Consider the following 13,329-nt stretch of genomic DNA (forward strand, 5'->3'; position numbering starts at 1 on the left):
TTAAACGTGCATTAGATAAGTTAATATAACCAGTATAAAACCAAAAATCGCTCCCTGGGCGGCTTTTTTTCCTCGCATGCCAATGGCAAGGCGTCCGAAGAATACCGCCCCATACACCAGCCAGACCAATACGAGAGGCCAGGTTTTCATAGCGCTCCAGGAAAAAAACGGCAGGTCCATTTTGATATTCCAGATGGAGCCTGTCATGAATCCCAAAGTAAACAGCGGAAAACCGATCGCTATGATTTTATCATTCAAGGTGTCCAGCATTTCCAGCGAGGGCATGCGAAAATACATGATGCCCAGCTTCTTGGATTTGACCTGATTTTCCTGTATCAGATACATCACACCCACAGCAAAAGCGACGGTGAACGCGCCATAACCCAGTACGGACAGGGCGCGATGGAGCGTCATCCACAAGGCGGCTTCTGAATCCTGCACCGGCAGGTCTTTGGAAAGGAAGATAGAATAAAACAAGGAGAGAAAAACAACGGGGATGACAAAGGCCCCCAGATCCTTGATTCTGTATTTCCATTCCGTAACGGAGTAGCCGATCACAACCACCCAGGAAAAAAACACCGCAACTTCAAACGAAGTGGTGTAGGGGCCGTGGCCTGTTTCCGCTGACCGCAGGCCGATCATCAAGGTATGAAAAACCAGCCCGATGCCCACCAGAACATTCGCAATATTAGATAAAGTGGCCTTTCTGTATACCAGAAATATAAAAAACGCAACCGAGGCGCACAAGTAACTGATGACTGAAATATTAAAAGCTATTTTCGTCATTTCGGTTCGCAGATTGGGAAGCGATAAACCTCATCATATCAAAGAATTTCTAATAGAGTAGCGCTATGCTATCATTTTACGGTAAAGGATTCAATGATTTGGGTGGCTTTCTGCATGGAATATGAAGGATTTTTTCGGCGGGCATAAGCCGCTTTATATCAGGTCGTTTTTGGCGGGCGCGTCTTGCTTGTTTTTCAGGACTTCTTTGAGTTCTACCATGAATTCGTTGACGTCCTTGAAGGAGCGGTAGACTGAAGCGAAACGGACATAGGCGACATCGTCGAGATTATAGAGTTCCTTGACGACTTTCTCGCCAATCGCGACTGCCGAAACCTCTTTTTCGCCCAATTCCTGAAAATACTGCTCGACGCGATCGACAAGGTCTTCAATTTTTTCAATGCTGATGGGTCGTTTCTGACAGGCCGTCTTCACCCCATGAACGATTTTCATGCGGTCAAAATCCTCCCGTCGACCATCGCGTTTGATGACCATCGGGAGGGTTTTTTCCAATCGTTCGTAGGAGGTGAATCGCTCCTGACAACTCAGACATTCGCGTCTGCGACGAATGATGTCGCCTTCTTTATTCAGACGGGAATCAATGACTTTATTTTCCAGGTTGGAACATGCCGGACATTTCATGAAAAATCCCTAACGTGTGGCAAATTCGCCATAGAGCGGAAATTGTTCACAAAGGTCCATGACTTTCTGTCGCGTCTCCTTCTGGAACTCGGCGTCGTCTTTTCTTTTGATGGCTTCGATAATCATTCCGCCAATCAATTCCATTTCGCGTTCTTTCATGCCGCGAGTGGTCAGGGCTGGCGTTCCGATGCGTATGCCGGAGGTGACAAAGGGGCTTTGGGTCTCGAAGGGCACCGTGTTTTTGTTGACGGTGATTCCCGCCTGCTCCAGCGCATGCTCGGCGTCCTTACCGGTGATATCCTGAGGTCTCAGGTCAACCAGCATGAGGTGTGTGTCGGTCCCCCCGGTGATGATTTTGAATCCATTGTCGGAAAGAAATTTGGAAAGCGTCTGCGCATTTTTAATGACTTGTTTTTGATAAGTTACAAAGTCATCCATCAGCGCTTCCTTAAAGGCGACGGCTTTGGCGGCGATGACATGCATCAAAGGTCCGCCCTGGATTCCCGGGAAAATGCGCTTGTTGACTTCGCGGGCATCTTTTTCACGGCACAGGATCATTCCGCCGCGCGGTCCTCGCAAGGTTTTATGAGTGGTTGTGGTGACAAAATCAGAATGCGGCACCGGAGAAGGATAAAGACCGGTGGCGACCAGACCCGCCGGGTGGGCGATATCGGTCATGATTCGAGCGCCCACTTCATCGGCGATTTCTTTGAATTTGACGGCGTCAATGATGCGGGGATAGGCGCTACCGCCGACAATAATCATTTTCGGCTTATGTTCTTTCGCCAATTCCAGAGCGTGATCGTAATCGATTCGTTCCGTCTCTTTATTCAGTCCGTAGGAGACAACTTTGTAATTGTAGCCGGAGAAATTGACAGGGCTTCCATGAGTGAGATGGCCGCCGTGGGACAAATCCATGCCCATGATGGTGTCGCCGGGTTTGAGGACGGTATGAAATACCGCCATATTGGCTTGCGATCCTGAATGCGGCTGGACGTTCGCGTGTTCGGCGCCGAAAAGTTTTTTAGCGCGTTCAATCGCCAGACTTTCGGCGATATCCACGCACTCGCAACCGCCATAATAGCGTTTTCCGGGATAGCCTTCGGCGTATTTATTGGTCATTACAGAGCCGAGGGCTTCGAGTACCCTGGGGCTTACAAAATTTTCGGATGCGATCATTTCCAGAGTGCTTTGTTCGCGGTGCAGTTCACCTGCGATCGCATTGGAAATTTCAGGATCGAATTCAGCTAAAGACAATTTATGCCTCCCGTTCTAGCTCGGCTTTAACGCCGTTGGTTTGTAAAGTTTCGTCAATTTTATTGATTTTATCGAGACGGTTCTGGTGGCGCCCTCCTTCAAAAGGGGTCGTCAACCAGGTTTTGACAATTTCCTGGGCCAGCCCGGGTCCGATGACGCGACCGCCCATGACTAAAATATTGGAGTCGTTGTGTTCTCTACACAATTTGGCTGTATAGACGTCTGAACAAAGGGTTCCGCGTATTTTGGGGAAACGATTGACGACGATGGACATGCCGATTCCGGTGCCGCAAATAACGATACCGCGTTTGAACTGTCCCTGTGAAACGGCCTGGGCTAGAGACATGCCGTAATCTGGGTAATCTACCGAATCGGTGTTACAGGGACCCAGGTCTTTCACTTCATAGCCTTCCTGAAGTAAAAAACTAACGACATTTAGCTTTAACTCATAGCCTGCATGGTCTGATGCGATAGCGATATTCTTCATTTCAAGTCCTTGCTGGCTAACCGGTGTTGCTTCAAATGATATAAGATCGGTGCGGTTAAAAACGGGAATAGGAATCAACTCAATGAACGCAATCCAATTAGATTGCCTACAAAGGGCAATTTGAGGCCATTTTTCTCAATATACCTTGCTCACTGAGTTAAGTAAATAGTTGTATTTCGTCTGAGAATGGAAAAATTATCTTTTTGCAAAATTGAGAGAGTCTTTAATATTGCAAGATTATTTAAAAATTAATATAATATTGTCTTGTAAATACAATTCAAACGTCTATTTTCGTTCAGATTATGTGGAAGAATATCTTCTTGGAGTCTTGCGCCCTGTCTCTTTTTATTTTTGGCGGGTTTTACCTGAGCTCCTATATCATGACAAAGGAAATTACCTCCCCTGCCCCTATTTCGAGTAAAGTGGCTTTGGGAGCTGGCGCTGGAGTTTTGACCGCTAATAATTTCACGGAAAACCAGTTTCATATCAGCGGCGCATCCTCAAACGCTCCTTCTGAAGATGAACGCTCGATCTCTCCATGAGAATTGAGTTGATCCCGTCCCCTTGTCGACTCTCCTGATTGCGCTTTAGTGCAGAACCGAGTTGCTTTTCAGATCGCTTGCCTGTTCTTTTACCTTTCCTCTTTTGCTTTCATTCAATTCTATTTTCAACTTTCCTGGCCGGGATGGTTTTTTTGGGCCATGCCTTGTGCTTTATTCTTAACCGTCTCCTTAACTCTTCTGCTCACTTCAAATTATCGAATGGGCTGGGTGTTTGACCGGACTCTCTATTATCTGTTCAGCGGCTTGGCTCCGGGCATTTTGCTGATTGGCTCATTATATTTGTTGAGCGCTGGAGTGGCGGCGCTGGGTCAGGATCGTTTGTTTGCAGATGCGGTTGCTTCCCCCTTGGAAGACAATTCATTGCCTGAGCTGGCTTTATTTGGCGCGCGCGCGTTAATCGAGAGCGTGCTGTTTCAAACGCTGTTCACCGGGGTTTTTATCAAATTCCTTTTGAAGGCGATGTCCCCCATCCTGGCGATTTATCTGGCGGGAGCTTTGTTTGCGGTGGGGAGTTTTAGCTTTGATATGTCCTGGTTCCTGCTGGGTTTGGTATCGGCGGGTCTGTTCAAGGCGACGGGTTCGCTGATCGGCCCTGTGGTATTTCATTGCGCCGCCAGTATATCCGGGCTATTGATAGCAGGACCGCTTTCCAATTTGATCCCGTTCCTGGTATTTCTCTATTAGAAAGGGATATGAAAATCATCCAGCCCTTAAGGGCTGGATGTCACAAGTTTCAGGTGGATGCTTTTTGAGAGCCGGTTGGTTTTTTGTCCGTACGCTTACCCGCTCCGGCTTTTGTTTTTTTGGCTGAACCTGCGGCTTTTTGTTTGGCTTTGCGCATTTCCTCCTGCAGAGCCATTTCTTTTTCGACCCTGGCTCTTACTTTGGGATCTTCAAACCAGCGGGAAACGACAACGCCAAACTCATAGAGTCCATAAAGCGGGACTGCCAAAAGAACCTGAGTGATGATGTCCGGCGGCGTGAGAACAGCTGAAAGAGCGAAGGCGCCGAGAAAAGCCCATTTCCGATAGAATCTCATCTTGACCGTGTTGACCAGACCGAATTTGGTCAACAATACCATCAGAAGAGGCGTCTGGAAGGCAAAGGCAAAGGCGAGAATGAGTTTGACCACAAAGGAAAAATAAAAGCCGATAGTGACCTGCATTTTCCACCAGTTGACCCCGTAGGTCAGCAGGAATTTGAGTCCGAGCGGAAGCACAAGGAAATAACAGAAAATGCCGCCCATCAGGAAGAACAGGGTGCCAAAGGCGACAAACATGAAGGTGATCTTCTTTTCCTTGACCTTCAGCCCAGGAGATATGAATTCCCATACTTGATACAGAATCATGGGCATGGAAATGAAGATGGAACCCATGAATGAGACCTTCATCGCTGTAAAAAACGGTTCGGTTGGCGTGATGAAAGTCAATTCCGCGTATTTTGGGGGTAGCGGGTCTTGTAACCAAAGCAGGAGGAAATCTATGAAATAGAAAGAAAGTCCAAAAAAAACGGCAACGACTAATGCCACCCGGATGAGCCGGTCTTTCAATTCAATTAAATGGTGACTGATTGGAACTTTTTCAGTAAATTGAACAGTTTTAACCACTAGATTCCTCTAATTGATATGGGGCGCATCAGGCGTCGCGATTTTGGAATTCAAACCGAAATCAGGTATGCATCGAATCTGATGATAAAATACCGATTGTCATAGGAAGGAACATATTACTTAATAAAATAAGTAAATTCAATATGATTTCCGAAGCCTGCGAAAAAGTGATTTGATCCGACGCGAATAGAAATTTACGCTCTGTCACATTCAGCGTAGAAAGCGTATTAATGAGAAATATTTGATTCGAAATTTCAAATAATAGATAATGCGCTTTGTCTACACAGATTTAGCGGGAATAGCCTCTGATCTGCCAAAGCCTTTCTTTTCTTTTGTTTTCAGAGAATTTAAATGAACTTGATTAGTAGTTACATTACGGGAATAAAAGTTTTAGATACCGCTGAGGAAAGCGCTCAGGCCATTGAAACGATGGTCAACAAGGCTATTGCAGAAGCGCGATCCAATGGGTTTGATATCCTGGATTTGCAGATGTCTGATAATAATATTGTTTTGGTTTTAGGCAAAAATAAAGAGTAAGGAGCGCCGCTTTCGCTGTGGCGAGCGGGAGTAGCTCAGCTGGTAGAGTGTCAGCTTCCCAAGCTGAATGTCGCGGGTTCGAACCCCGTCTCCCGCTCCATTTTAAAAAACCTATTTGTTTTTTCAGGAAAATAAGGCATTTAGTAATTATGAGATTAACTAAAGATGAAGTTGGCAGGCTGTCAAAGAAAATTGTTCGACGCTTGATGAGCAAGCACCTGTTGATATGGGATGAAGGCGAAGAGAAACTGGAAGGCATCGTGAATGCCATCATTACGAATGATTTGATGGTTGAGGATCAGTTGAATGAAGAAGTGAAATTACTCTTGGAAGCGCGAACAAAGGAATATGAACGTAGCATGATGGATTATGGACGAGTGTTCCAAATGGTTAAAACCAAATTGGCGCGCGAAAGGGGATTGATCTTATGAAGCGAGGAATGAAATTATGAAAATCAGCAGAGACAAGGTCAACCACATCAGTAGTCTCATCATATCGGATTTCAAAAAACGTTCTGAACTGGATTACAAGGTGGATCTGAATGACATCCGGCTTGAGATTGCGGAAGAAATGTTGACTTACCTGAAAATGGACGACAACGCAGACGCGGCGGCTCGCGGCATTCTGGCTTCCTACTCGACCAATCGCCCGCGGGAAGGAACGTCTGAGTGGGAAATTTTATATCAAAAACATTATGAAGAGTATATGAACAAGCACGATTTATAATGACGCTTCCGTTCCACCCTTCCTTTTATCCCGGCTGGTGATGGGTTTTCCCTCTTTATTCGTTCGTAAAATGCGCTGGTCGCTCACGGCCTGGGGTTATCTTTTCTTCATATCTCCTGTATTGATTGCGCTTTACTTCAGTTTCTTTTATTTGCATCCTTTTCTGGCTACCGATCAAACCGTGCAGGGGGAAGTTTTGGTGGTCGATGGTTGGTTGTCGGACTCTTCCTTGCAAGAGGCGGCTGTTTTTTTTAATCAGGGAAACTATCAGTATCTCATTGTGACGGGCGGCCCCATCAGCCGCGGATCGTATCTGTCGCCTTACAAGACCTATGCGGAGCTGGGCGCGGCGACGCTGAGGGGCATCGGATTTGAAAAGAACAAACTGTATCTGTCTATTCCCGCTCCCGTCATCAAGGATCGAACCTTTGCAACCGCGCTTTCAGTCAAGGAAACGATCAAAAGTTTACCCGCTCCCGTTTCAGCCATCGACGTTTATACGGAAGGGATTCATGCGCGTCGTTCTTTGATGTTGTACGAACTCGCTTTTGGAGATGCTCTTCGAATCGGCGTGACCTCGGCTGAGACAAAACACTACGATGCACAGGAATGGTGGAAATCAAGCGCTGGCGTTCGTCAGGTGATTAACGAATCGATCGCTTATTTATACGCGAGGTTTATCTTCACGCCACCACTGACCGCTGAATCCTGAGCCTAGACGGAGGGGGATTTGAGGATCATTAATTTTTCTTCCGTCATTTCTTCCATTGCAGGCAATATCCCCCCTACTCCCAAGCCTGATTGTTTTCGCCCGCCAAAAGGCATCCAGTCAACCCGGAAAGCCGTGTGCTCATTGACCATCACCGCTTTTGCGTTGAGCCGTTTGACGGTGTCCAGCGCCGTATTGAGATTTTGCGTATAGACTGCGGCCTGAAAAGAAAATTTTGTTTCATTGGCTCTGCGGATCGCATCGAGTCTATCCTTGAAAGAATAGATAACCACCACGGGGCCGAAAATTTCCGAGCAGGAAACGTTGACGTCGTCCGGGGGATCGAGGATGACGGTGGGTTCGTAACAGGTTTCGCCAATCTTCTTGCCGCCGCATAAAATGGAGGCGCCCGCTTTACTCGCTTCCTGTACCCATTCATGCACCCGGTCGACATCGCCCTTGCTAATGAGGGGGCCGACTTCCGTGGATGCGTCCAGCGGGTCTCCCACCTTCAGCTGTTTTGCCAGTTCGACCAGACCGTGTGAAAATTCATCGACGCGGCTTTCGTGAACATAAATTTTTTGCACGGAAACGCAAACCTGTCCGGCGTGATAGAAGCCTCCCTTGGCGAGACCGGGAAGGGCCGATTTGAGATCGGCGTCGGCGTCGACAATCACGGGAGCGGCGCCGCCATGCTCCAGCGCGCACCGGGTCCCCGGGGCCAGTTTGGATCGTAATTTCCAACCCACCGCTCCGGAGCCAATGAAAGAAAGAAATGCCACGCGCGGATCGGTCGCCAGCTTCTCGCCGATTTTGCTGTCGCAGAGCAAGGGCTGGCACCATTCTGGCGGTAAACCGGCTTCATAAAGACAGTCCAGTAAATTGTAGCAGGAGATGGGCGTTGTGCGGGCAGGCTTGACGATGACCGGACAACCCGCCGCAATAGCGGGTATCGCCTGATGCACGATCAGGTTGAACGGATGGTTGAAGGCGCTGATCGCGACCACAACACCGATCGGTTCGCGCAGGGTGTAGGCCATATGGTTCAAGGAAGCGGCGTTCAGGTTCATTGGGATCTCGCGTCCCGCAAGGTGCGGGATGGATCGCGCGGCTTCTCTGATGCCTTGAACCGCCCGGTTCAACTCGACGCGGGAATCTACAAGGGGTTTTCCGCCCTCTTCCGCCGCCTGTCTGGCATAGTCCTCAATGCGTTGCTCGACCAGATCTGCTGTTTTCTCAAGAATGGAGATTCTGTCGGGAGTTGGAATTCGCGTATCTGGATTGTTGGCGAGGCCGGATGCGATTTGCAGAGCGGTTTCCATTTCCGCCTCTGTATTCAGAACCAACTTTTTTATCAGATGCCCGTCATAAGGGGACAGAATTTCTAAGGTGTCTGGCATGAGAGTCTCCTTTCTTAAACTTTACAGATTGCCCAGAGAGTGGTTGTATTTAAAAATTTTTCGACCAGTCAAGAGACTGCGCCATGCGCAGAATTTCTTCATAGACGGAGATGACGGGGCGGTTCTCTTTTTTAGCGATCGACTTACAGTCTTCGTATTCCGGGGTGATTCGTATGATCTCGTTTCCTATCTTTCCGATTTTGATTCTGACCTTGCCGATCGGGGAAATCATCGGCTGGATAGAGCGATCCAGCACACTGCGCTGTGTCTGATAATATCGAACGCCAAACGTTGAAGTTTCGCGGAGTAAAATATTGATGCACGCGTTTAATTGTGAGGCGTCTGTCAGCACAGATATCTTTGTCGCCGGGCGGTTTTTCTTCATCAGAATCGGAGTCAAATAAACGTCCGCGGCCCCGGCCTTGAACAGGTTGTCCATCACGGTTTCAAAAAACTCAGGATTCATGTCGTCGATATTGGCTTCCAGCGTCATCAGGTCGTCTTTACTCCCGACGCCTTGCGTTTCGCCCAGAACCACGCGAAGCATGTTGGGCGTTTCGGGGATGATGTGGTCGCCTGCTCCGTAACCGGCGTCGATGATATTCATCAGGGGCATGGGTTGAAAGCCTTGCGAATAATGCGCGATCAATGCGGCGCCGGTGGGCGTGACCATTTCCTTCTGGACGCCGGACGAATAACAGGGAATGCCTTTGAGGATGCGCAAGGTTGCGGGAGCGGGAACGGGAAGCGTTCCGTGATCGCACTCGACAGTACCTTCGCCAAGATTCAAAGGGGATGCGTAAATGCGGTCAATATTCAGCAAGTGAATAGCGAGGGCGCTTCCGACAACATCGACGATTGAATCCACCGCCCCGACTTCATGAAAATGCACTTTGCTTTTAGGGATCTGGTGAGTCTCCGCTTCGGCAACGGCGATTCGATCGAAAACATCCAAGGCGCTGGACTGGACCGCTTCGGGCAAATCCGAAGCCTGTATCATTTTGATGATATCGCTGTGATGTCGGTGAGAATGCGTTTTAGTTTTGGGACGGGCGACGAGAACCTGAACATTACATCCGTGGATTCCATTGCGTAGAATCGGAGATGATTTGATTTGAAATCCGGTAAGGCCCAACGATTTGACGCCCGCCCGGATTTTTTTAAGATCGGCTCCCAGATCGATCAAAGCCCCAAGAGTCATGTCGCCGCTGATGCCGGAACTGCAATCAAAATACAGAGTACGTAATGCGTTCGATTTCATTTATTGAAAGAGTGTTCAAAAAGCTCTTTGATGGCTTTTTTTCCGTGTGGGTTCAAGAAGCGCGTGCCGGTACCGGCAAAACATTTTTTGCGTATTTTAGCTTGAGCTTTCTTCCATTTGGAAGCGTCCCATTTAAACCATTCCTTTTCTTCCTGATCGAAAGTGTAGAGCGTCTTGTTGCAAATTTTGGCAAACTCGGCTCCCCAACCGGTACCGCCTTTAACCGTTAAATCTTCGAGGATATGGCCGACGACAAATATTTCTTCTGCGTTATTGACCTGATGCCAGATGCTTTGCAGAACCTTTTTCATTAATGGGCCTTGCTTGAAAGACCGGTTCATGAGTTTTGATAAATAGCTGAGGCTCACATCGCCATTGAGCAATTCATCTTTGGTCAAGACGCGGACGCCGCGACTGCGCGCAATTTGATGGCCTTCAAATGTAAAATTGACTTCCTGAACGCCGAATGCTTCGGCCTGACTTCCAAACTCTGCTTCCGCTCCCTTCACTCCGCCGCTGAATAGAATGTAATCCTGAGGTTTCATAATTCACGCTCCTCGTTGATGGGGAAAAGATCGTTCGGTCGTGCGACCTATAAATTATGGGAAAAAGGAAAGGAGAGCAAGAAAATTGATAGCGTATTTGCGACTGCCAGGAATGGGGTAAGTGAGATGTTTTATATGATGACTCAACTCTTGCCAAACAGACGGCCAAAAAATCCCGGGGATTTTTTAGACGATTCCTGTTGGGCCGCTTTAACTGCGTTGGCCTGCTGGTGTTCGTCAATGAATAACTGGATGAGGATATGGCAGGAATGACAACCGCCTCCAGCGCCACAGGCTCGCGTCACTGAGTCAATGGATTCCAGATTACCAGCTTCGATGGTTTTTCGAATGGTGGTTTCCGATACCTGATAACACTTGCAGATGATTTCTTCCTGATTTGCGACGCTTATATCCATTCGTTGAAAAACTTGCTGAAAGTCAGTATTTGAGAATAATAATCATTATATAAAATGCCAGGCGCTTTTCCAATTGGATTTTTCTAATGGAGAGGCCTATTCAATGGATCACATTGGGGGTTCCAGAGCGCGGGCAATAAAAATTCGGCGTTCATACTAAAGCCGTAACAATCTTACTGATAGAGAATCTATCTACACATAAAGGGGAAATAAAAAAGGGGGTCAGCAAAGCTGAACCCCTTTATCTATTTGGTGGCGGTGCAGGGACTTGAACCCCGGACACTACGGATATGAACCGTATGCTCTAACCAGCTGAGCTACACCGCCCTGAATGGCGTTATCAAACAAGCGAAAAATTCTACATCAACGCTTGATGATTGGCAATCTTATTTTGACCTTCATTTTAAAGAAGCAGTGAATGCTTGAAGGATTGTTAAATGCGAATTTAATATTTGCTTGTTGATAGCAGGGAACCGCTTGCGATTGAACGCTAAATCGGATCGCGCTACCAGATCTCTTCTCTGAAAGTTGGGAAAAAGGTTGACTTTAGGGAGTTGGTTTCCCAAAATCATAATTTAAATAATTTAGAAATTCATCACTCGTGAGTCCTATGGAAGAAACAGTCAGTTTTGAAGTTGGAAAGACTTGTCCTATAAAAGTTGAAGGAACCGGCGCTGGGCTTTCATTTTCCCCCAATGGCGATATGTTGCTGATAGGCATGTTTTCACGCCCGACAGCCAATCAGATTAAATTGTGGGAAGGCAAATGGAGATCCAAGCTGGTGGTGGAATCCGAATTCCCTTCGATTCCCATATTTGCGGTGGGAGACGAAAGCTGGATCATTGAAGCGCCTTGTAATCCTGCGCAACAGGAGATGGAGTCTCCCGGTTTTGTCGAGGCTTTATTCGCCAAAGATGAACATATCATGGCGGCTATTCTTGTGGACGCGGACACCAATATCATCCAGAAAATTTCTCATGTGGAACTGGATGAGTTGTTCATCGAACGCCTGTCACTATCCTGGAATCCATATCGCCACGCCGGGGATCAATACAATAAAGTCTTCACTCCCCAAGAGTTTGCCGACCGCATCAACAGTATCTTCAAATTTAAAAATTCACAGGAACTCTGGAGAACTTCCTGGTAGATTCGCAATGATCCAGGGTCAAGCCGTCTGGCGCAAGGCGCCAGCGGCTGTCGTCTCAATTTTCATACTCTTCATCATCGAGGTCTTCCTCTTCCTCGACATCTTCAATTTCCTCGACATCTTCAAACTCTTCCTCTTCAATCTCTTCTTCAACTTCTTCCTCTTCACGTTCAAATTCAGGATATTCCAGTTGTAGAAGAAATTCGGATTCGCCCAGCGCCTCGAAGCCTTCGTCCGTATAAAGATTTTCCTCAATATAAAGACGTGTCAGATTAGACATGTGCTCGGATCCGGCTATGGCATGGAGGCCTTCATCGGTGATGCCATTGAACTCGATCATCAGGACGCTCAAATTGGCGAATATTGGGGAATTGGCAATATGGGTTATGCCCTCGTCGCCGATCTTGTTGCGGTCGAGAGACAGCAGGGTTAGGTTGCTCAAATGTTCCGATTCGGCCAGCGCTCTGGCTCCTTCGGAGGTGATATTGTTCAGTTCCAGATACAGGTGAGTGAGTTCCTTGAAATCTTCGCTCTGCGCCAGGTGACGACATTCAACATCGCCAATGCCCAGTTTGCTGAGATCGAGAACGGTTCCTTCATCTTTCAGGCGGCTGATGCACAGGTGCAGGATCAGGAATCCAGAGAGAGCGTCCTTGGCATTCTGAGAAATTTCATTGTCGGTGATGTCGATTTTTTGCAAATTTGGAAATGATTTGCTGGAGACAAGCTCCATGATCCCTTCATCGGTGATTTGTGTTTTCCTCAAATCCAGATACTCCAGATTGGGAAATGCCGTGGATGTGGAAAAGGCTTTGAGCCCTTCATCGCCAACCGGATTTTCCGCCAGCGAAATAGAAGTGACTCGGCTCAGATGGGGAGCCTTTGCCAGATGGGCAACGCCCTTGGGTCCAATTTTGTTCCAGGCCAGTCTCAATGAAGTCAAATTAGGTAAGCGAGGCGTTTCGCTCAAATAGGCCAATCCCTCGTCGCCTATTTTGTTTTTGTACATTTTGAGGGATTCCAAAAGACCGAGGCTGTCCGACTCTGCTATGGCCTTGGCGGCGGAAGGTCCTAATTTGTTCGAGGACAGGGTCAATCGTCTGAGTTGTTTGATCGATCTGGATTTGCACAAGGCCTCGACGCCGGCATCCCCCAGCTTTAAAAAGTTGAAATCCAGAGTTTCGTAATTTTTGCTCAGAACGAAACCATTGCGGATTTTACCTTCTATATTGAAATATTTTTTATTCATC

At 47.5% G+C, this 13,329-nt stretch carries 16 protein-coding genes and 2 tRNA genes; 7 read left to right on the top strand and 11 right to left on the bottom strand.

All coding sequences use genetic code 11. The features are described from left to right. The 4 genes from ccsA to rpiB all read right to left on the bottom strand — a co-directional run bounded on the left by ccsA (position 1) and on the right by rpiB (position 3,169). Positions 1-786, bottom strand: coding sequence for a cytochrome c biogenesis protein CcsA (ccsA, locus tag G3M78_11165; protein ID QPJ65921.1), 786 nt, complete (start codon positions 784-786; stop codon positions 1-3). A gap of 153 nt (positions 787-939) precedes the next feature. Beyond that, positions 940-1,425, bottom strand: a complete 486-nt coding sequence (gene nrdR / locus G3M78_11170) for a transcriptional repressor NrdR (protein ID QPJ65922.1) — start codon at positions 1,423-1,425, stop codon at positions 940-942. A 9-nt stretch (positions 1,426-1,434) separates the two neighbouring features. Further along, positions 1,435-2,682, bottom strand: a complete 1,248-nt coding sequence (locus tag G3M78_11175; GenBank protein QPJ65923.1) for a serine hydroxymethyltransferase — start codon at positions 2,680-2,682, stop codon at positions 1,435-1,437. A 1-nt stretch (position 2,683) separates the two neighbouring features. Next, complete coding sequence (gene rpiB / locus G3M78_11180) at positions 2,684-3,169, bottom strand: ribose 5-phosphate isomerase B (GenBank protein QPJ65924.1); 486 nt, start codon at positions 3,167-3,169, stop codon at positions 2,684-2,686. Positions 3,170-3,930: 761 nt separating this feature from the next. Here rpiB and G3M78_11185 point away from each other — a divergent pair. Further along, the gene (locus tag G3M78_11185; protein QPJ65925.1) at positions 3,931-4,416 is read left to right on the top strand and encodes a CPBP family intramembrane metalloprotease; all 486 of its coding nucleotides are present in this window, start codon (positions 3,931-3,933) and stop codon (positions 4,414-4,416) included. Positions 4,417-4,465: 49 nt separating this feature from the next. Here the strand turns inward: G3M78_11185 and tatC are convergent, their stop codons facing one another. After that, entirely contained in the window at positions 4,466-5,338 is an 873-nt protein-coding gene (tatC, locus tag G3M78_11190; GenBank protein ID QPJ65926.1) for a twin-arginine translocase subunit TatC, read from the bottom strand. A 351-nt stretch (positions 5,339-5,689) separates the two neighbouring features. Here tatC and G3M78_11195 point away from each other — a divergent pair, with 351 nt between their 5' ends. The 5 genes from G3M78_11195 to G3M78_11215 all read left to right on the top strand — a co-directional run bounded on the left by G3M78_11195 (position 5,690) and on the right by G3M78_11215 (position 7,313). Continuing rightward, positions 5,690-5,875, top strand: coding sequence for a hypothetical protein (locus G3M78_11195; GenBank protein ID QPJ65927.1), 186 nt, complete (start codon positions 5,690-5,692; stop codon positions 5,873-5,875). A 24-nt stretch (positions 5,876-5,899) separates the two neighbouring features. Further along, a tRNA-Gly gene (locus G3M78_11200) sits at positions 5,900-5,975 on the top strand. A gap of 49 nt (positions 5,976-6,024) precedes the next feature. Beyond that, the gene (locus tag G3M78_11205; protein ID QPJ65928.1) at positions 6,025-6,306 is read left to right on the top strand and encodes a DUF507 family protein; all 282 of its coding nucleotides are present in this window, start codon (positions 6,025-6,027) and stop codon (positions 6,304-6,306) included. A 16-nt stretch (positions 6,307-6,322) separates the two neighbouring features. Beyond that, entirely contained in the window at positions 6,323-6,601 is a 279-nt protein-coding gene (locus tag G3M78_11210) for a DUF507 family protein (protein ID QPJ65929.1), read from the top strand. 40 nt (positions 6,602-6,641) lie between these two features. After that, positions 6,642-7,313, top strand: coding sequence for a YdcF family protein (locus tag G3M78_11215; GenBank protein QPJ65930.1), 672 nt, complete (start codon positions 6,642-6,644; stop codon positions 7,311-7,313). Positions 7,314-7,315: 2 nt separating this feature from the next. Here G3M78_11215 and G3M78_11220 read toward each other — a convergent pair whose 3' ends face one another. From G3M78_11220 to G3M78_11240, 5 genes are all read right to left on the bottom strand, one after another. Further along, on the bottom strand, positions 7,316-8,710 hold the full coding sequence (locus tag G3M78_11220; GenBank protein ID QPJ65931.1) for an aldehyde dehydrogenase family protein: 1,395 nt from the start codon (positions 8,708-8,710) through the stop codon (positions 7,316-7,318). 49 nt (positions 8,711-8,759) lie between these two features. Then, positions 8,760-9,971, bottom strand: coding sequence for a nickel pincer cofactor biosynthesis protein LarC (gene larC / locus G3M78_11225; protein QPJ65932.1), 1,212 nt, complete (start codon positions 9,969-9,971; stop codon positions 8,760-8,762). Beyond that, positions 9,968-10,516, bottom strand: a complete 549-nt coding sequence (locus G3M78_11230) for a hypothetical protein (GenBank protein QPJ65933.1) — start codon at positions 10,514-10,516, stop codon at positions 9,968-9,970. The genes larC and G3M78_11230 overlap by 4 nt, the downstream gene beginning before the upstream one ends. A 143-nt stretch (positions 10,517-10,659) precedes the next feature. Then, positions 10,660-10,932 (bottom strand): (2Fe-2S)-binding protein, encoded by a 273-nt coding sequence (locus G3M78_11235; protein ID QPJ65934.1) that lies wholly within the window; start codon positions 10,930-10,932, stop codon positions 10,660-10,662. Between the two features lie 250 nt (positions 10,933-11,182). Further along, positions 11,183-11,259, bottom strand: a tRNA-Met gene (locus G3M78_11240). A gap of 283 nt (positions 11,260-11,542) precedes the next feature. On the opposite strand from G3M78_11240, the gene G3M78_11245 reads away from it, so the two are divergent. Then, positions 11,543-12,079, top strand: coding sequence for a hypothetical protein (locus tag G3M78_11245; protein QPJ65935.1), 537 nt, complete (start codon positions 11,543-11,545; stop codon positions 12,077-12,079). 55 nt (positions 12,080-12,134) lie between these two features. Here G3M78_11245 and G3M78_11250 read toward each other — a convergent pair whose 3' ends face one another. Then, entirely contained in the window at positions 12,135-13,328 is a 1,194-nt protein-coding gene (locus tag G3M78_11250; protein ID QPJ65936.1) for a hypothetical protein, read from the bottom strand. Between the last annotated feature and the right edge of the window lies 1 nt (position 13,329).

The organism is Candidatus Nitrohelix vancouverensis (assembly GCA_015698305.1).
In the GTDB taxonomy this organism is placed as follows: domain Bacteria; phylum Nitrospinota; class Nitrospinia; order Nitrospinales; family VA-1; genus Nitrohelix; species Nitrohelix vancouverensis.